The 16,674-nt window shown below is 67.1% G+C and carries 17 protein-coding genes; 8 read left to right on the top strand and 9 right to left on the bottom strand.

Going from position 1 to position 16,674, the window contains the following annotated elements:
* Nucleotides 1-2 precede the first annotated feature (2 nt).
* Nucleotides 3-809 (top strand): LytR/AlgR family response regulator transcription factor, encoded by an 807-nt coding sequence (locus ACYVHT_RS21930; protein ID WP_460557285.1) that lies wholly within the window; start codon nucleotides 3-5, stop codon nucleotides 807-809.
* Nucleotides 810-1,317: 508 nt separating this feature from the next.
* On the opposite strand, the gene ACYVHT_RS21935 is transcribed toward ACYVHT_RS21930, so the two are convergent.
* The 3 genes from ACYVHT_RS21935 to ACYVHT_RS21945 all read right to left on the bottom strand — a co-directional run bounded on the left by ACYVHT_RS21935 (nucleotide 1,318) and on the right by ACYVHT_RS21945 (nucleotide 4,132).
* Entirely contained in the window at nucleotides 1,318-2,121 is an 804-nt protein-coding gene (locus tag ACYVHT_RS21935) for a LytR/AlgR family response regulator transcription factor (protein WP_460557287.1), read from the bottom strand.
* A 113-nt stretch (nucleotides 2,122-2,234) separates the two neighbouring features.
* Nucleotides 2,235-3,353 carry a sensor histidine kinase gene (locus ACYVHT_RS21940; RefSeq protein WP_460557289.1) on the bottom strand — a complete coding sequence of 373 codons (1,119 nt, stop codon included), beginning with the start codon at nucleotides 3,351-3,353 and terminating at the stop codon, nucleotides 2,235-2,237.
* Between the two features lie 74 nt (nucleotides 3,354-3,427).
* Complete coding sequence (locus tag ACYVHT_RS21945; protein ID WP_460557291.1) at nucleotides 3,428-4,132, bottom strand: hypothetical protein; 705 nt, start codon at nucleotides 4,130-4,132, stop codon at nucleotides 3,428-3,430.
* A 217-nt stretch (nucleotides 4,133-4,349) separates the two neighbouring features.
* On the opposite strand from ACYVHT_RS21945, the gene ACYVHT_RS21950 reads away from it, so the two are divergent.
* Both ACYVHT_RS21950 and ACYVHT_RS21955 read left to right on the top strand, forming a co-directional pair.
* Entirely contained in the window at nucleotides 4,350-5,054 is a 705-nt protein-coding gene (locus tag ACYVHT_RS21950) for an outer membrane beta-barrel protein (RefSeq protein ID WP_460557292.1), read from the top strand.
* 124 nt (nucleotides 5,055-5,178) lie between these two features.
* Nucleotides 5,179-5,424 carry a type IIL restriction-modification enzyme MmeI gene (locus tag ACYVHT_RS21955; RefSeq protein WP_460557294.1) on the top strand — a complete coding sequence of 82 codons (246 nt, stop codon included), beginning with the start codon at nucleotides 5,179-5,181 and terminating at the stop codon, nucleotides 5,422-5,424.
* Between the two features lie 4 nt (nucleotides 5,425-5,428).
* Here the strand turns inward: ACYVHT_RS21955 and ACYVHT_RS21960 are convergent, their stop codons facing one another.
* Entirely contained in the window at nucleotides 5,429-7,663 is a 2,235-nt protein-coding gene (locus tag ACYVHT_RS21960; protein WP_460557296.1) for a TonB-dependent receptor, read from the bottom strand.
* 342 nt (nucleotides 7,664-8,005) lie between these two features.
* On the opposite strand from ACYVHT_RS21960, the gene ACYVHT_RS21965 reads away from it, so the two are divergent.
* From ACYVHT_RS21965 to ACYVHT_RS21980, 4 genes are all read left to right on the top strand, one after another.
* Nucleotides 8,006-9,319, top strand: a complete 1,314-nt coding sequence (locus ACYVHT_RS21965) for a PAS domain-containing protein (RefSeq protein WP_460557298.1) — start codon at nucleotides 8,006-8,008, stop codon at nucleotides 9,317-9,319.
* Nucleotides 9,320-9,385: 66 nt separating this feature from the next.
* Nucleotides 9,386-9,742 carry a hypothetical protein gene (locus ACYVHT_RS21970; RefSeq protein WP_460557300.1) on the top strand — a complete coding sequence of 119 codons (357 nt, stop codon included), beginning with the start codon at nucleotides 9,386-9,388 and terminating at the stop codon, nucleotides 9,740-9,742.
* Between the two features lie 90 nt (nucleotides 9,743-9,832).
* Nucleotides 9,833-11,152, top strand: coding sequence for a PAS domain-containing protein (locus ACYVHT_RS21975; RefSeq protein WP_460557302.1), 1,320 nt, complete (start codon nucleotides 9,833-9,835; stop codon nucleotides 11,150-11,152).
* Nucleotides 11,153-11,205: 53 nt separating this feature from the next.
* Nucleotides 11,206-11,556, top strand: coding sequence for a hypothetical protein (locus tag ACYVHT_RS21980; protein WP_460557304.1), 351 nt, complete (start codon nucleotides 11,206-11,208; stop codon nucleotides 11,554-11,556).
* 117 nt (nucleotides 11,557-11,673) lie between these two features.
* Here the strand turns inward: ACYVHT_RS21980 and ACYVHT_RS21985 are convergent, their stop codons facing one another.
* A complete protein-coding gene (locus ACYVHT_RS21985; RefSeq protein WP_460557306.1) occupies nucleotides 11,674-12,441 on the bottom strand; it encodes a TatD family hydrolase in 768 nt (255 codons plus the stop codon).
* Between the two features lie 141 nt (nucleotides 12,442-12,582).
* Between ACYVHT_RS21985 and ACYVHT_RS21990 the strand changes: the two genes are divergently transcribed.
* Nucleotides 12,583-12,933 (top strand): 4Fe-4S dicluster domain-containing protein, encoded by a 351-nt coding sequence (locus tag ACYVHT_RS21990; protein ID WP_460557308.1) that lies wholly within the window; start codon nucleotides 12,583-12,585, stop codon nucleotides 12,931-12,933.
* Between the two features lie 7 nt (nucleotides 12,934-12,940).
* Here the strand turns inward: ACYVHT_RS21990 and ACYVHT_RS21995 are convergent, their stop codons facing one another.
* From ACYVHT_RS21995 to ACYVHT_RS22010, 4 genes are read right to left on the bottom strand one after another with little or no spacing between them, the layout of a single operon-like run.
* Nucleotides 12,941-14,050, bottom strand: coding sequence for a glycosyltransferase (locus tag ACYVHT_RS21995; RefSeq protein WP_460557310.1), 1,110 nt, complete (start codon nucleotides 14,048-14,050; stop codon nucleotides 12,941-12,943).
* Nucleotides 14,051-14,055: 5 nt separating this feature from the next.
* The gene (locus tag ACYVHT_RS22000) at nucleotides 14,056-14,733 is read right to left on the bottom strand and encodes a polysaccharide deacetylase family protein (protein ID WP_460557312.1); all 678 of its coding nucleotides are present in this window, start codon (nucleotides 14,731-14,733) and stop codon (nucleotides 14,056-14,058) included.
* Nucleotides 14,733-15,278 carry a hypothetical protein gene (locus tag ACYVHT_RS22005; RefSeq protein ID WP_460557314.1) on the bottom strand — a complete coding sequence of 182 codons (546 nt, stop codon included), beginning with the start codon at nucleotides 15,276-15,278 and terminating at the stop codon, nucleotides 14,733-14,735. The genes ACYVHT_RS22000 and ACYVHT_RS22005 overlap by 1 nt, the downstream gene beginning before the upstream one ends.
* Before the next feature lie 48 nt (nucleotides 15,279-15,326).
* Nucleotides 15,327-16,478 (bottom strand): glycosyltransferase family 4 protein, encoded by a 1,152-nt coding sequence (locus ACYVHT_RS22010; protein WP_460557316.1) that lies wholly within the window; start codon nucleotides 16,476-16,478, stop codon nucleotides 15,327-15,329.
* Nucleotides 16,479-16,674: the final 196 nt, after the last annotated feature.

Below are 16,674 nucleotides of genomic sequence, written 5' to 3' on the forward strand. Positions count from 1 at the left end.
CCATGACCATTCTGCTGCTCGAAGACGAGTACCCCGCCGCCGAGCGCCTGCAGCGCCTGCTGGCCCAGGCCGCGCCCGAGGCCCAGGTGCTGGCCGTGCTCGACACGGTGGCCGGGGCCCTGGCCTGGCTGGCCGCCCACCCCGCCCCCGACCTCATTCTCAGCGACATTCAGCTGGCCGATGGGCTGAGCCTGGAAATCTGGGAGCAGGCCGTGGTGCCCAGCCCGGTCATCTTCACCACCGCCTTCGATGCGTACGCCATCCGGGCGTTTCAGGCCAATAGCATTGCGTACCTGCTCAAGCCCGTGAAGCTGGCCGAGCTGCAAGCCGCCCTGGCCAAGCTGCGGCAATGGGAGCGAAGAGCTCGGAGTGAAGAGCCGACGGGTGATGCAGCTGCTGCTGACTCCGCTCTTACCTCTTCGCTCCGAGCCCTTCACTCCATCGAGCGAATGCTCGATGCCCGGCGCCCCTACAAAACGCGCTTCCTGGTGCGGCAGGGCGAGCAGCTCTTGCCCCTGCCGGTAGCCGAAGCCGCCTGGTTTATCAGCCGCCACGAAACCGTGACGCTGGTGGTCACCGACGGCCGCCGCTTCGTGCTCGACTACACGCTGGAGCAGCTCGAAGCACTGCTCAGCCCCGCCCAGTTCTTCCGCCTCAACCGGCAGGTTATTGCCCAATTACCGGCCGTGCGCCGCCTGCACCCGCATTTCGGCGGCAAGCTGCTGGTGGAGCTGCACCCCGCCGCCAGCGAGGAAATAGTGGTGAGCCGCGAGAAATCCCCCGCCGTGAAGGCCTGGCTGGAAGGGTAGGTTTCGGCGTGCCTCATTACGCTAATTTCCCAACTGCCATGGCTGCTATCAGGTTGAAAAGCGGCGGGCTCGAACGCCTCAGCGACGAGGAATGCTACCAGCTCTGCATGGACAATGCTGGCCAGCGCATTGAGCGTGATGCTTAACCCCAAACCACCATCGTGCCGCCTCCCAATTCCGAAGCCAGTGCTTCTAGAGGGATTTTCAGGTCCGTGTACCGTTGCTGGTGCCGGTCGACTGTAGCGCGAACTACAAAGTTCGCGCTACGTGTACATGGACCTGAAAACGGCTCTAACAGCGAGTTAAACCAACAACTGGCTCACTGGAACCGGCAGCATTAGCCAGGCAAGACCTTCGATTTCTCCGCCGGGCACCGCATCGATGCAAATTTTCGAGGCCGGCCAGCCGGTGCGCCCCGTCGTGGGCTTCGACCTGGCGCTGGCGGCCGGGCCGCGCATGCCCGGCTTCCCGCTGGAGCAGCGGCGGCGGCTGGAGTAGCACCGGGCAGCTACCGGTCCAGCCAGCTCTTGAACACGTTCACCTTCTCGCGGCTCACCAGCACCTGGGCGTCGGGCGCGGCGGGCCTGAGCACGGTTTGCAGGCGGGAGTTGGTGTAGTGGATGATGTCCTGAATGGCCGACTGCTGGGCCAGGTAGGCGCGGTTGAGGCGGAAGAAGCGGCGCGGGTCGAGCAGGCCTTCGAGCTGGTCCATGGTGTAGTCCACCACGAACTTGCGGCCCTCGGTGGTTTGCAGAAAGGTGGCTTTCTCGAGGCTGAAGAAGTAGGCAATCTGGTCCAAGGGCACCACTTTCAGGTGCTCGCCCACGCGCACCACAAACTGGGTTTTGTAGCTGGCGGCGGGCGGCGCGCCCTGCTGCATCTGCTGCACCAGCTGGGCCAGCAGCGCGGGGTCGAAGGCCGGGGCCGGGGCGGCGGCGGCCGGGGCGGGCAGGCGCTCGCGCAGCTTGCGCAGGGCGGCCTGCAGCTCCTCCTCGTCGATGGGCTTGAGCAGGTAGTCGACGCTGTTGACCTTGAAGGCCTGCAGGGCATACTGGTCGTAGGCGGTGGTGAAGATGACCGGGCAGCGCACCGCGACCTGCTCAAAAATCTCGAAGCTCAGGCCATCGGCCAGGTGAATATCGAGGAACAGCACATCGGGCGCGGGGCCGGCTTGCAACAGCTGCACGGCCTGGCTCACGGCCTCGGCCGTGCCGAGGACCTGCACGGGGTCGGGCTGGCGGGCCAGCATATCGGCAAGGCGGCGGGCGGCGAGGGGTTCGTCTTCGACGATGAGGGCGCGGAGGGGGAACAATGGGTGAATGGGTGAATGGGTGAATGGGTGAATGGGCGCTGCCTGGATTCACTCAACAATCAGAAAAGGGCGCAAAGCAAAATAACGTCATCACCTCTCATTCACCCATTCGCTCATTCACCCATTGTCACCAGCGGCAGCGTTACCACAAACTCGCCGGCCTCCGCTCCCACCGCCAGCGGCTTATCGGTGAGGAAGGCGTAGCGGGCGGCCAGGTTTTTCAGGCCCAGGCCCGACGACTCGCCCGGCGCGAGGCGGCGCGGGCGCAGGGTGTTGCGCACGGTGAGGGTGCGGGCGGCGGCATCCAGCGCCACTGATAGGTGCAGGGGGCTGGCCTGGAAGGCGGCATTGTGCTTGATGACGTTTTCGAGCAGCAGCTGCAGCGCCAGCGGGGGCACGCAGAACGGGGCCAGCGCGGCGGGCGGCAGGTCCATTTCCACGACCAGGGCCTCGCCGAGGCGGGTTTTCTGCAGGTAGAGGTAGCTTTCGGCGAAGCGCACTTCCTGGGCCAGGGGCACCAGCTCCTGGCTTTCGGAATCGAGCACGTAGCGGTACACCTGCGAGAGCTGCCGGATGAAGCGCACCGCCCGGGCCGGGTCGTTTTCTTCGACCAGGCTGGTGAGGGCGTTGAGGGAGTTGAACAGAAAATGCGGGTCCACCTGCCGGCGCAGCGAGTCGAGGCGGGCCACGACGGTTTCTTTTTCGAGGCGCTCGGCCCGCACCGCCGCATCGCGCCACTGAAAGAAAAAGGAGCGGCTGTGGTTGAACAGCGAGATGATGACCGTGATGATGAGCGGCATGAGCACCTGCCAGTACATGGCCCCCGACCACAGCCAGGCCAGGGGCTTGCCCTGAATGAGCAGCAGCACGGCATTCATCACCACAATCACCAGCACCGAGCCACCCAGCGACACGGCCAGCGTGAGCAGCAGCCGGCGCAGCGGCTGCGCCGACCACGGATAGCGGCGGTTGAGCCACTCCACCACGTAGCCGTTGGTGAGCCAGAGGCCCACGCTGTAGCACACGGTGTAGGCGTAGGTGATGGCGAAGGCCTTTGCGCTGTGCAGCGCCTGCGGGTTCATGAGCACGCTGATGCCCAGGGCCAGCAGCAGGATGACGCGCACCGCCCGCCCCAGCCCCCGCCACGAGCTGGGCGCGGCCCGGAACACGTCGGCCATGGCGGGTACGGAAGAATCGGGAGCGGCCACGGTGGCGGGCAAGGAAGTTTGCATCAAAGTAAAGAAAAGGCACCGGGAAAAACGTCGGCGCACGTCCGCAGCCGGGCGCGCGCCGGGATACGGGCGGCTTATTTATCGGCCGCGATGTCGGCGGTGGCGCGGGCCAGCATGGTATCGTTCATCTTCTCGCCCCAGCTGGGGCTCAGGGCGTTGGCGGGCTTGAAGGTAGCGAAAAGGGTTTTGGCTTTCTCGTACAGGGGCAGGGCTTTGTCGGGGCCGCCGCCGAACATTTCGGGGCGGTAGTAGGAGTCGTTGCCGAGCAGCAGGAACAGGCGCGGGTTGTCGGGCGAGAGCTTTTTCACTTGGCCCAGCGCCTCGGCCACTTTGCCCGTGTACACCATGCCGCGCGTCATGGGGCTCACCATGATGCGGCCCTGGTAAATGTAGGCCTGCAGCACGAGCACCTCGGCCTGGTCGGCGCCGGGCAGCTTGCGGGCCTGGTCGAGGGCGGCCTGGGCCTGGTCGAAGAACTTGTCTTTCTGGTCGTCGTCCTGGCCCATGAAACCCAGTTTAAGGTAGGCGCGGGCCTGGTAGTAGCGGGGCTCCCAGGCGGTGGGGGCGGCGGCGGCCACGCGCTCCAGCCGGGCCAGGGTAGCTTGCACGGCGGCGGGCGTGGCGGCGGCGTTTTGCTCGGCAATGGCGGCCAGCATGGCGCTGGTGTAGGCATCGGCGGGGGCGGCGGCGCTGGGGGCGGCCACGGCGGCGGGCTGGGCCTGGGCAGGGGCGGCCAGCGAGGCAGCGGCGAGGGCGAGGGTCAGAAATGCGGTTTTCATGGGCTTGGGGTCGGGGGTTAGTGGCTGTTTTGATGATTCAAAGGTGCCGGCCGGCCGCCCCGCCCGAAAATGCCCGCGACCGAAGCGTCGGATGAGGCCGATGAAGCGTCGGATACGGCAACCAATGCGCGCCGCAGCTTTTCAGGCTTCCATGCAACGGTTCGCCGCCCGCAGGCATCATCCCGGCAACTCTCCCATTTTTTTCCTTCCTTTTCGTATGTCTTATTCCCGCCTGGCCCCGGGCCTTGTGCTGCTCGTGGCGTGCTTCCCGGCCTTCGCCCAAACCCCTGCTGATATACCGGCCCCGCCGGCTTCCTCCCGGTTCTACGTGGGCCTGGCCGCCTACCACAGCACCTTCCAGAACCTGGGCCGCTGGCAGCGGGGCAATGCCGGCTTCCGGGTGCCGGTGCAGCTCATGGCCGGCTACCAGCTGCGCCCGCGCCTGGCCCTGGAGCTGGGCGCGGCCTACAGCGGTGCCACCGAGCACTATGCCAGCTCGGGGCGCTACTACATCCCGACCAACCCCAGCGGCACTTACTACGACTACCGCGAAACCAGCACCGTGCGCAAAACCTCCGTATCGGCGCGGGCCCGCTACACGCTCACCCGCAACCCGGCCCACCGCCTGCAGTTCGACGTGCTGGGCGGCTTCACTCTGGAGCGCCTTACCAGCTCCGCCCACGGCACCGAAACCGACAGCATCGGCGGGGCCTTCGTCACGCAAGCCTACAGCTCCCTCTACTCCATCAACACGCTCCTGGCCACGGCCGGCGTAGGGGCGCGCTACCGTCTGGCCCCCCGCTTCGAGCTTAGCTATGACCTGGGCATCAGCAAAGACCTGGTGAGCGACGAGCCCTACAGCCATGCTCAGGGCCTCACCACCAGCCACGCCTTGGGCCTGCGCTACCGGTTTGGGCGCTAGCCCTCCCATTCGAATGCCTGAAAAAAGCGGCTGCCCCTAAGTAGGGAGCAGCCGCTTTTCACGTCGGCGAGGCAGGCGCTGGGGCCGCTCACGGCGGCGGTGCCCAGTGGAGGATTGTCGGGCCGTGCCCGCTGCCCGCGCCGCCCACCGCACCCTCGACGCCCGCGTCGAGTGCCTCTACCGCGCCAAAAAATTCGCCCTCGACACCGCACGCGTGCAGCACCTCTGCGAGCGCTCCGCCGACCTGAGTGCCCCGCTGGCCCCCGCTGCCAAAGCCCCGGCCGGCAGCGGGCGGGGCTTGCGCAGGGGTAGTAAGAATAAGCGGGTAATAATTTCTCCTCACGCATCGGTGCGTGAGGTTGACGCGTGAACAGCTATTCCGGCCGCTCGTTCAGGTCCACTTTCGTTTTCTTATTGATGGAGATGAACACGCCCACGAACAGCATGCGGGGCGCGGGGGCCGTAATGGCGGCGCCGGGGCGCAGGCCGCTGGCGTCGGGCTGGGCGGCGTAGGTGTAGCCGTAGAGGTTCTGGCGGCCCAGCAGGTTGCTGGCCGACACGTACACGATGGTGAACTGGCCGAACCAGTGGGTGAGGTAGCTCACGTTCAGGCTCAGGTCCTGGTAGCTGGGCAGGGTGCTTTGGTTGTAGCCGGGCAGGTTGGGGTTGTGGTAGCGGCGGGGCGAGCCGTAGGCGTAGGTGAAGCCCACCTGGGTGTGCACCTTTTGAATCCAGTACTTGCCCACCACGCTCAGGTTGTGCCGGGCCGCGAAGGTGGGCACGGCCACCACGGGGTCCTGGCGGAACTGGCGGCGGGTATCCACGAAGCCGTAGCTAATCCAGTAATCGGCCTTCTTGAAGGTGGTGCGGTCCCGAAACAGTACGTCGAGGCCCCGGGCGTAGCCGCTGCCGGCGTTGTGGTAGGTGGCGGGGTTGTAGGGCTGGGCCGCGTCGAAGGTGGTGAGCTGGGCGTAGTTTTTCTGGTAGAGCTCGGCGCGCAGGGTGCGCTCCTGCACCTGGTGCTGGTAGGTGAGCAGGTAGTGCTCGGCCCGCTCAAACTGCAGCTGGTGGCTGATGCGGAGCAGGTCGGTGGTGGGGGTTTGGTAGAAGTAGCCCCAGGCGGCCGCGAGCTGGCTGTTGGCGCCCGTCTTATACGCCAGGCCCAGGCGCGGGGCGGCGCAGTAGCGGCCCAGCAGCGCCGAGTATTCGGTGCGCAGCCCGGCGCGGCCGGCCAGGCGGTGGCTCAGCACCAGCTCGCTTTCGGCAAAGGCGGCGGCGCGCTGCTCGTCCACGCCCAGGGCCAGGGCGGGCGCTTCGGCCGAAGCTTGGTACTGCTGGCGGTAGCGCTGGGCGTAGCCTTCGAGGCCCAGCTTGAGGTTGAACCAGGTGCCGGCCGAGTCGTTGGTGAGCACCAGCCGGCCCACGGCCGAGCGGTCGAGGTCGTGAATGCGCTGCGCGTCGGGGCGCAGGGTGTTGTCGTCCTGGGTCAGGGCCAGGCCGGTGTTCAGGCTCCAGCCGCGCCGCAGCGGGGCGCGGTAGGTGGCGTTGAGGTAGGCATTGTCGTTGGCCAGGTCCACGGGGCGGCCGTTTTCGGCAAATTCGGGGCTGGCGTCGGGCTGGCGCAGGGCCAGGCGCTGGCGGCTGTAGGTGGCGTACACTTTCAGCATGCCGGCCTCCCCCACCCGGTGGGCCAGCTTGGCCGAGCCGCCCAGCTGCAGTGGGGCGCGGTCCCAGCCCAGGGCCTGGGGCACCAGGCGGTAGTAGGGCGCCAGGTTGGTGTAGTCGGCGGTGGCGGCCAGGCTGGTGCGGTCCCAGCGCCGGGTGCGGGCCACGCTGCCGCCCACGCTCATGAGCGAGAGGCTGGTCATGGTTTCGGGGGCCAGGTCGGTCGAGTTCAGGGCCACCACGGCGCTCAGGGCCTGGCCGTACTCGGCCGAGTAGCCGCCCGTGCTGAACACCATGCCCTTGAAGAGAAACGGCGAAAAGCGGCCCCGCGCGGCCACGTTGGGCACGGCGCCGGCGTAGGGCGTCTGCACGGGCAGGCCGTCGAGGTACTGCTTGGTTTCGGAGGCCGCCCCGCCGCGCACAAACAGCTGGCCGGTTTCGCCGTTGCGGGTGGTGCCGGGCAGGGCGTTGAGGGCCCCGGCAATGTCGCCCAGCGCCCCGGCCGTGGTCACCACGTCGAGGGGCTTGAGCACGGCGCTGCGCTTCACGTCGCTGGCCTCGAAGGCCCCGGCCGTCACCACCACGTCGCCGAGGGCGGCGCGGCTGGCCTTCAGACGGAGGTTGGGCAGGCTGATGGGGCCTTCGCCCAGGGTTATGAGCACTTCCAGCGGCTCGTAGCCCACGAAGGTGGCCACCAGCACGGCCGGCCCGGCGGCGTGCTCGGCGCGGAAGCGGAAGCGGCCCAGCGAGTCGGTGCTGGCCCCGTCGAAGCCGCCCTTCAGAAACACGTTCACGCCGGGCAGGGGCTGGCCGGCGGCATCGCGCACCACTCCACTGAGTGAATGAGTGATTGAGTGAATGGGTGAATGTTGTTCTGGGGCGGTTTGGGCCTGGGCGGTGGCGGCGCTCAGCAGCAGGAGCAGCGGGAGTAGCGAAGTTTTCATCGGGAGCCGGCGGTTAGGTAATGGCTCAAAGGTGGCGGGCGGGCCGGGCGGCCGAAAACGGCGCTTACCGAAGCGTCGGATAAGGCCGATGAAGCGTTGGCCGGCCGGATGAATGGCCGCCCCCGCCACCGAAAACGTCGTATTTTCGGGCCGCCGCTCCGGCACACCGCCCAGCCCTTGCCGGCCGCGCCCGGCGGCCCGCCGGGCGCACCATTGCAGCCGGGGCCGGGCCATTTTGCCGCCTTGCGCCGGAGCCGCCGCGCGAGGCGTTTCTTTGTAGCATTCCCTCCTTCATCTCCTTCTCATTGCGCCCCGCGCACCTTGCGCCTTCCAGCTACCTCTATGTCCGAAAACCCCACCCCGCTCGACTATCAGGCGCTTTTTCGGCATCTGCCGGGCTCCTACCTGCTGCTGGCCCCCGATGGCACCGTGCTCGACAACTCCGACGAGCACGTGGCCGTGTCGCTGCTGCCGCGCCCGCAGGCCGTGGGCCGCAACATCTTCGCGGCCTACCCCTCGGCCCCCGAAAGCCAGCGCGACCTGGCCGCCTCGCACGAGCAGGTGCGCCGCACCCTGCGCCCCGACACCATGCCCCTGCTGCGCTACGACCTGGAGCGCCCCGCCGAGCTGGGCGGCGGCACCGAAGTGCGCTACTGGCAAATCACGCACTACCCAATTCTCAACCCCGACGGCAGCCTGCAGTTCATCCTCCAGATTCCGCAGGACGTGACCGCGCAGCACCAGGCGGCGCAGCAGGCCGCGCAGGCCGAGCACGCCCTCAACGAGGCCCGGCAGCGCACGGCGTTCATTCTGGAAAGCCTGCCCGTGATGGTATGGACCAACCGGCCCGACGGCACGCCCGATTATTTCAACCCCCGCTGGCTGGAATTTACAGGCCGGACGCAGGAGGCGCTGATGGCAGAAGCCGTTTGGGACGAAATCACCTACCCCGGCGACCGCGCCCCTCTGGTACAGGCCTGGCAGGAAGCGCTGCGCGAGGGCCGGCTGTTTCAGCACGAATACCGCCTGCGCCGCCACGATGGCCAGTACCGCTGGCTGCTGATTCGGGTTTCGCCGCGCCGCGATGCCGAGGGCCGCATCACCATGTGGGTGGGCGCGGCCAGCGACATCCACGAGCAGCGCCAGATGGTGCAGGAGCTGCTGAGCGCCAACGAGCAGCAGGCCGCCCTCTCCGAGCAGGCCTACCAGACCTACCAGCGGGCCGAGGCCCAGCGCGAAACCTACGAAAGCCTGTTTATGCAGGCCCCGGCGCTCATCTGCATCCTGCGCGGGCCCGAGTTTCGCTACGCCTTTGCCAACACCCGCTACCAAGAGCTTTTTCAGGGCCGGCCGCTGCTGGGCCTGCCGCTGGTGGAGGCCCTGCCCGAGCTGCGCTCCCAGGGCATTGTGGAGCTGCTCGAAAACGTGTACCGCACCGGCCAGCCCTTCTACGGCAACGAGGTCGGAATTGAGCTGCAGCGCGCCGATGGCACCCGCTACGATGGCTATTTCAACTTCACCTACCAGCGGTTTGAGGAGGCCGATGCCCCGGCCGGCATCATGGTTTTTGCCTTCGATGTAACGGCCCTCGTGCAGGCCCGCCAGGCCCTCGAGCGCCTGCGCGATGCCGGCCCGGCGGGCTTCCCGCTGGCCTGATGCCGGCGCGGCCCCGGGCCGCCTGGCCCGGTAATTGTATTTCCGAACCCGTCTTTCTCTCTTTGCATGCCCCTCACCCCTTTTGACTTTCAGCAGGCCCGCGTGAAGCAGGTCTTGTTTAAGTCGCGGCTGCGCTCGGTGCTCTACGGGGTGCGCGAAGCCGAGCCTGCGCTTTTCTCCCTGGCGGAGAACCCCTTGGGCCAGTGGCTGCAAACTTCGCTCAAGCCCCAGTTGGGCGCACGCCCCGAAGTGAGCGAGCTGGAGCGCACCCTGCAGCAGATGCTGCGCACCGGCCAGGACCTGGCCGCCCGCTACCAGCGCGGTCAGATTGAGGAAGCCCGCGCCGGCCTCGACCAGGTGAATGACTTCGCCGACCGCATTGAGGCGCTGCTGCACACGCTGGAGCAGGGCAGCCTGTCGTAGTAGCCGGGCCGTGGCAGCCCCTGCTCTGCCATACTGGCTTATATTTCCCGCTTCGTTTCTGGTTTCGTCAAGCGTTTCGCTTTTTTTCCCATGCCCGTTTCCCCCGCCGCCGTCGATTACCAGCACCTGTTCCGCTCCCTGCCCGACAATTTTCTCGTCATGGCCCCGGATGCCACCATCCTGGATAACTCGGACAGCCACGTAGCCGTTGGCCTCAAGCCGCGCGAAGAAGTGCTGGGCCGCACCCTGTTCGAGGCCTATCCCTCGGTTGACCAGAACCAGGGCGATGTCATCGCCGCTTCGCACGAGCACGTGCGCCAGCACCTGGAGCCCCACACCATGCCCCTCATTCGCTACGACCTGGAAGTGCCCGCCGAGCAGGGCGGCGGCTTCGAGGAAATGTACTGGCAAGCCACCCACTACCCCGTGCTGGACGCGCAGGGCCGGCTCCAGTACATTGTGCAGCGCACCCAGAACGTGACCGAGCAGTACCGCGCCGCCCAGGCCGCCGCCCGGGCCCAGGCCGCCTTGGCCGAGTCGCAGCAGCGCACGCTGTTCATGCTCGAAAACCTGCCCGTGTTCATCTGGACGGCGCAGCCCGATGGCGGGCGCGACTATTTCAACCCGCGCTGGCTGGCCTTCACCGGCCACCTCCCGGACCAGGAAACGGGCTGGCAGTGGGCCGAGCGCCTGCACCCCGAAGACCAGGACCGGGTGCTCAGCTCCTGGCGGCACTCTATTGCCACCGGCGCCCCCTACCAGGTAGAATACCGCCTGCGCCGCCACGACGGCCAGTACCGCTGGATACTCTCGCGCGCCACCCCGCGCCGCGATGCCGAGGGCCGCATCACCATGTGGGTGGGCGGGGCCACCGACATCCACGAGCAGCGCCAGATGGTGCAGGAGCTGCTGAGCGCCAACGAGCAGCAGGCCACCCTTTCGGAGCAGGCCTACGCCATGTACCAGCGGGCCGAGGCCCAGCGCGAAACCTACGAAAGCCTGTTTATGCAGGCTCCGGCCATGATTTGCATCCTGCGCGGCCCCGCGCACGTTTATGAGTTCGTGAACCCGCTGTATCAGCAGCTTTTTCCGCACCGGCAGCTGCTGGGCCACACGGTGGCCGAAGTGCTGCCCGAGGTAAGAGAGCAGGGCATCATCGATATCCTCGACAATGTGTACCAGACCGGCGAAACCTTCCGCGGCAACGAGCTGAAGCTGCAGCTCGAGCGCGATGCCAGCGGCGCGCTGCGCGATACGTATTTCAATTTCACCTACCAGCAGTTCCGCGAAAACGGCCAGCCGGCCGGCATCATGGTTTTCGCATTCGAAGTCACCGACTTCGTGCGGGCCCGTCTGGCACTTGAAAAGCTCGGCGGGCCCCCCACCCCTGCCGCCGGCGCCGCCCAGTAGCGGCCGGGCCGCCCCGTCATTCTTCCTTTTTGCTTCGCTTTTTACCCTTCCTCATGCCCCTCACTTCCTTTGACTTTCAGCAGGCCCGCGTGAAGCAGGTCTTGTTTAAGTCGCGGCTGCGCTCGGTGCTCTACGGGGTGCGCGAAGTTGAGCCTGCGCTTTTCTCCCTGGCGGAGAACCCCTTGGGCCAGTGGATTCAGACCGTGCTCAAGCCTCAGGCGCCCGGCCAGCCCGCCGTGCGCGAGCTCGAGCAGGTGCTCCAGCAAATGCTGCGCACCGGCCAGGACCTGGCCACCCGCTACCAGCACGGCCACCTTGAGGAAGCCCGCGCCGGCCTCGACCAAATCAACGGTTTTGCCGACCAGATTGACTCGCTCCTCTCCAACCTGGAACGCGCCGCCTGAGCGGTGCCAGCCAGTAGAAAAAAGGCCCGGCTACGCATAGCCGGGCCTTTTTTCCACCCATTGCTTCAGCCCGAAAGCACTTCGTGCAGTGCGCGGCGCGGCATTGGCGGGCCGCGCCTACAGGTTGAACAGGGCGGCGGCGTTGCGGGTCGTGGCTTCGGCCACTGCTTCGGGGGTTTCGCCCAGCAGCTCGGCCACGCGGCGCAGCACCAGCGGCAGGTAGGCGGGCTCGTTGCGCTTGCCGCGGTGCGGCACGGGCGCCAGGTAGGGGCAGTCGGTTTCCAGCAGCAGGTGCTCCAGCCCAATGCCGGGCAGCACCTTATCGGCCCCGCCGTTCTTGAACGTTGCCACGCCGCCAATGCCCAGCTTGAAGCCCAGCCGGATTACTTGTTCGGCCTCTTCGGGCGAGCCCGAAAAGCAGTGAAACACGCCGCGCAGCGTGCCGTCCTGGGCGGCTTCTACCAGCGCCACGGTTTCGGCGAAGGCCTCGCGGGTGTGCAGCACGATGGGCAGCTGGTGCTTCCTGGCCAGGTCGAGCTGAATTTTCAGGGCTTCCTGCTGCTCGGCCAGCAGGGTTTTGTCCCAGTGCAGGTCCAGCCCGGCTTCGCCCACGGCGGCAAAGGGCCGGCGGCCCAGCCAGGCTTCCACTTCGTAGAGCTGCTGCTCAAAATTGCGCGTCACCGAGCACGGGTGCAGGCCCATCATGGCGAAGCAGGTTTCCGGGGCCTGGGCTTCAAGCTCCAGCATGGCGTCGATGCTGCTGTGGTCGATGTTGGGCATCACGATGGTACGCACGCCGGCCTCCCGGGCCCGGCTCAGGGCCTCGAGCCGGTCGGGCTTGAACTGTTCGGAGTAGAGGTGGGCGTGGGAGTCGGTGATGTGCATGGCAGCTGGCATAAGAAGGCAAAGGTCGGGGCGGCAGGACAATTGGCGCGATTTTTCCGTTGAAAGCGCACCAACACGGCAGCTTTTGCCGGCGGCCAGGTAGCTTTGAGCCGTTTACATCCCCCTTCTTTTCCCGAATTGATGGCCATCTTCATAACCAGCGACTGCATTCAGTGCGGTGCCTGCGAGCCGGAATGCCCCAACAATGCCATTTACGAGCAAGGTGCGCCCTGGCGCTGGGCCGATGGCACCACTTTGCAAGCCGTGACCACCGCCGAGGGCACCATTGAGCCGGCTTCGGCGGCCCATCCGCCGCTATCGGAAATCGATTTTTACATCGTGCCGGGCAAGTGCACCGAGTGCGTGGGCTTTCACGAAGAGCCGCAGTGCGCCGCCGTGTGCCCTGTCGACTGCTGCGTGGACGACCCCGACCACCGCGAAACCCGCGAGGTTCTGCTGGCCAGAAAAAACCAGCTTCACGCCGCTGCTTAAGTTCCGGCTACTGGTAGCGCCTCCCCTTCCACACCACCGCCCCGCCGCGCAGCTGAAAAGCCAGCATGGCCCCGGTCAGGGCCAGCGTGTAGAGCTCGAACAGCGGCAGCAGCCACCAGCGCAGCCGCACCCCGGCCCGCCGGTGCGCCAGCCCGGCCAGCGTGCCCTGCACCAGCACCCTGGCCCCCCAGATGGCCAGCGCCCGGCCCGGCCCAGCCCACCCCGCCACCCCCAGCAGGGCCGGCCAGAAACCGCTGAAAAACAGCAGCTCCAGGCGCAGGCGTAGCGGCAGGCCCGCCACGCCCCGCAGCCAGCGCTGCCGCTGCCGCAGCAGGGCCGCCCAGGTGGGCATGGGCAGCGAGTCGGCCCGCACATCGGCATTGAACACCTGCCGGAAGCCAAACCCCGCCGCCAGCACCGCCCGAAACAGCGCAAAGTCCTCGGTTACGGAGAACGGCAGCGCCTCGTAGCCGCCGGTGGCCTGGTAGGCGGCCCGGGTCACGAGCATGTTGTTGCCCATGGCCGTCACGGGCCGGCCAAGGTCGCTCACCACCTGCACCATGCTCAGCGACAGCAGCCAGTCGATGCCCTGCAGCTGGTCGAAGCGCCGGGGGCCGCCCACCGCCGTGATGCCCGTGACCGTGCCCACGCCCGGCCCGGCGTGGGCCAGCAGCCCCTCTACCCAGGTGGCCGGCAGGCGGATGTCGGCATCGGTGATGAAGAAAAAATCGGTGGTGGCCCGCCGGGTCAGGTGCGCCAGCACATTGGCCTTGCCCCGCGCCAGGCCCAGCGTATCGGCAATGGGCACGATTTGAAACTGACCGGCGAAGCCCTGCATGGCCGCCTCGGCCACGGCGGCCGTGCGGTCGGCGCTGCCATCGTCGCCCAGCAGCACTTCCAGCAGTTCGGCCGGATAATTCAGCCGCCGGAGGCTGGCCAGGCAGCGCGGCAGCGCGGCTTCTTCGTCGCGGGCCGCGATGAGGATGCTCACGCGGGGCAGCGGGGCCGGCAATGGCCCCGCCCCGCTGGCCCCGCGCCGGCTGCCGAAGCGCCCCGCCGTGTAGGCCATGCCCGCCAGCCACAACGCCAGAAAGCCCAGGCTTGCAATCAGTCCCACGCCGCTCACAGCGTCAGAAACTGAAAGCCCTGCGCGGCAAAATGCGCCAGCAGGCGCGGCAGCACAAACCGCAGCCGCGCGCTGGCCTTGCGGCTGTCGTGAAACACCACAATATCGCCGGGCCGCACGGCGGCCAGGGCAAAGCGCAGGCAGTCTTCGGGGCTGAGGGCGGGGTCGTAGTCGCGGGTGAGGGCCGACCACATGATGAGGCGGAACTCCGCTTTCAGGGCCGGCAGCAAGGGCCAGGTGAGCCGGCCGTAGGGTGGGCGGAAGAGCGGGCGGGCCGCTGCTTCACTCAGCCCCACGCGGGCCAGCACCTGCTGGCACCGGGCAGCTTCGGCCAGGTAATCGGGCCGGGCGGTGGCCCAGGCGCTGCGGTGGTGGTAGGTATGGTTGCCCAGCCGGTGCCCGGCGGCCAGCGCGGCCCGCGCTATTTCGGGGTAGCGCGTCACGTTCTCGCCCACGCAAAAAAACGAAGCTTTGGCATTGAAAACGGCCAATTGCTCCAGCACCCACGGCGTTTCTTCGGGAATGGGGCCGTCGTCGAAGGTCAGGTAAATAATGGGAGCGCCAGCGGGCGTGCGGCGCGGGCCGGTCCACTCGCAGCCGGGCAGCAGGGCGTGCAGCAGCCGGGGCGGGCGCGTGAGCAGCGCCGCTTCGAGGCGGGCGGTGGCCGTGGGCATCAGGAGCGCACCACGCGCATGAAGGGCACGGTGGTATCGGGCAGCGGGCCCAGCATGGCCGCCAGCACTTCCAGAAAGGCTTCGGCGGTGTTGGGCTGGCCGCCGCCGGGCCCCCGACCCAGGTGGCGGTGCGCGTCGCCGGCCCACTCGCCCACCACGGTGGGGGTGCCGGCCAGGCCGCTCAGGCCCAGGGTGGCTTCGAGGGTGAAGTAGCGCGGGCGCTTTTCCTCGGCTTCGCTGTCGGCCGGCTCGTCCTCTTCCTCATACACGAGGGCCGAATAATAGGCTTCCATGGTGGCTTGCGGAGCCGGCAAGTGAATGAGCGCCGTGACCCGGCCGGCCACTTCGTGCCAGCTCAGGCGCAGGCCTTTGGCCGGCACCTTGTCGGCGGCGTGCAGGTTTTCGGCCGCTTTTTCCCACACGTACTGCAGCAGCTCGCGGGCCAGGTACGGGTCGCTCAGCTCATGGCGCACCGATGATGGCCGACGCCAGGCCAGCTGCGGCAGCAGCACATGCGTAAAATTGTAGGGATGCAAACGGGCCATAGTCAATCGCAAAAATAGGCCGCTTTGCTTAATGAGGAAGACCTGCGCTTACAAGGGCTTGCTTCCGGCCGCCGTGGCAATGGCCTGCCACAGCACCGCAGCACTGTCGGCCCACGAAAACCGCGACAGGTTGACGTGGCCCTGCGCCACCAGCCGCTGCCGCAAGTCGGCATCGTGCCACAGGCGGGCCAGGCCGGCGGCAATATCGGCCGTGTCGCGGGGTTCGACCAGCAGCGCCCCGCCCGCCCCGGCCACTTCCGGCATGGAGCTCACGCCCGACGTGAGCACCGGGCAGCCGCTGGCCTGGGCCTCCACAATCGGAATACCAAAACCCTCAAAATAAGGCACGTACACCGTGGCCCGGGCCGCCGCGTAGAGGCCCGCCAGCTCGGCATCGGCCACGCGGCCGGTGAAGTGCACGGCGGCCTGGTGGCGCATCTGCTGGTAGGCTTCGAGGATGGGGCCGGCTTTCCAGGCTTTGCGCCCCACGATGAGCAGCTGGGCGGCCGAGGCGTCGGCGCCGCCTTTTTCCTTAAATAAATCGAAGGCCCGCAGCAGGGTGCCCAGGTTTTTGCGCGGCTGCAAGGCCCCCACGAACAGAAAATACGGCTGGCCGTGGCTGAACCTGCGGCGGGTTTCGCGCTGCTGTTCCTCGGTTTGGGGCCGGAAGAGGTCGGCGGGTGCATTGTAGGCCACGCTGATTTTTTCGGGAGCGATGCCGTAGGTCTGCACGATGTCGGCTTTGGTGGCTTCCGACACGGCCACCAGCTGCGCCGAGGCCCGGGCAAAGCGCGGCATGAAAAAGTGGTAGTATTTGCGCTGCAGCAGGCCCACATCGAGCGGGAAATGCTCGAAGGCCAGGTCGTGCATCACCGTCACGCGGGGCACGCGGGTGTTGAGCGTGGTGAAGCCGTCGGGGCTGAGAAAAGCGGCCGGGCGGTGCCGGGCCAGCCACGCCGCCACCGCGCCCTCAAACCATGCCACGAACAGAAACGGGTGCCGGGCCGGCGGAAACAGCACATGCGGCACCACATTCGGCCCAAACAGATAGCGCGCATCATACGCCCGGTCGAACAGGAAGTGAAACGTCACGTCCGGGTGCTGGGCCACGAGGTGCTGCAAGGTTTCGCAGGTGAAGCGCCCGATGCCTTCGAGGTGGTCGCCGGGCAGCAGGAAACGGGTGTTGACGGCAACGTGCATCGGGAAGCTTTTATGGGTTGAACGTCGTGCTGAGCGAAGCCGAGGCATCGCTGCCTCAATAGCAAATCAGATTAGCTACCTGAGAGAGAGATGCTTCGACAAGCTCAGCATGACGGTCTTTAGGAAGCGTTAACAGTAGTAGTTATGTTTGAGCATGGAGTATTTGTTGACCGACGCGCAGTGGGCGCGGATTGGG

Source organism: Hymenobacter daeguensis, assembly GCF_054780555.1.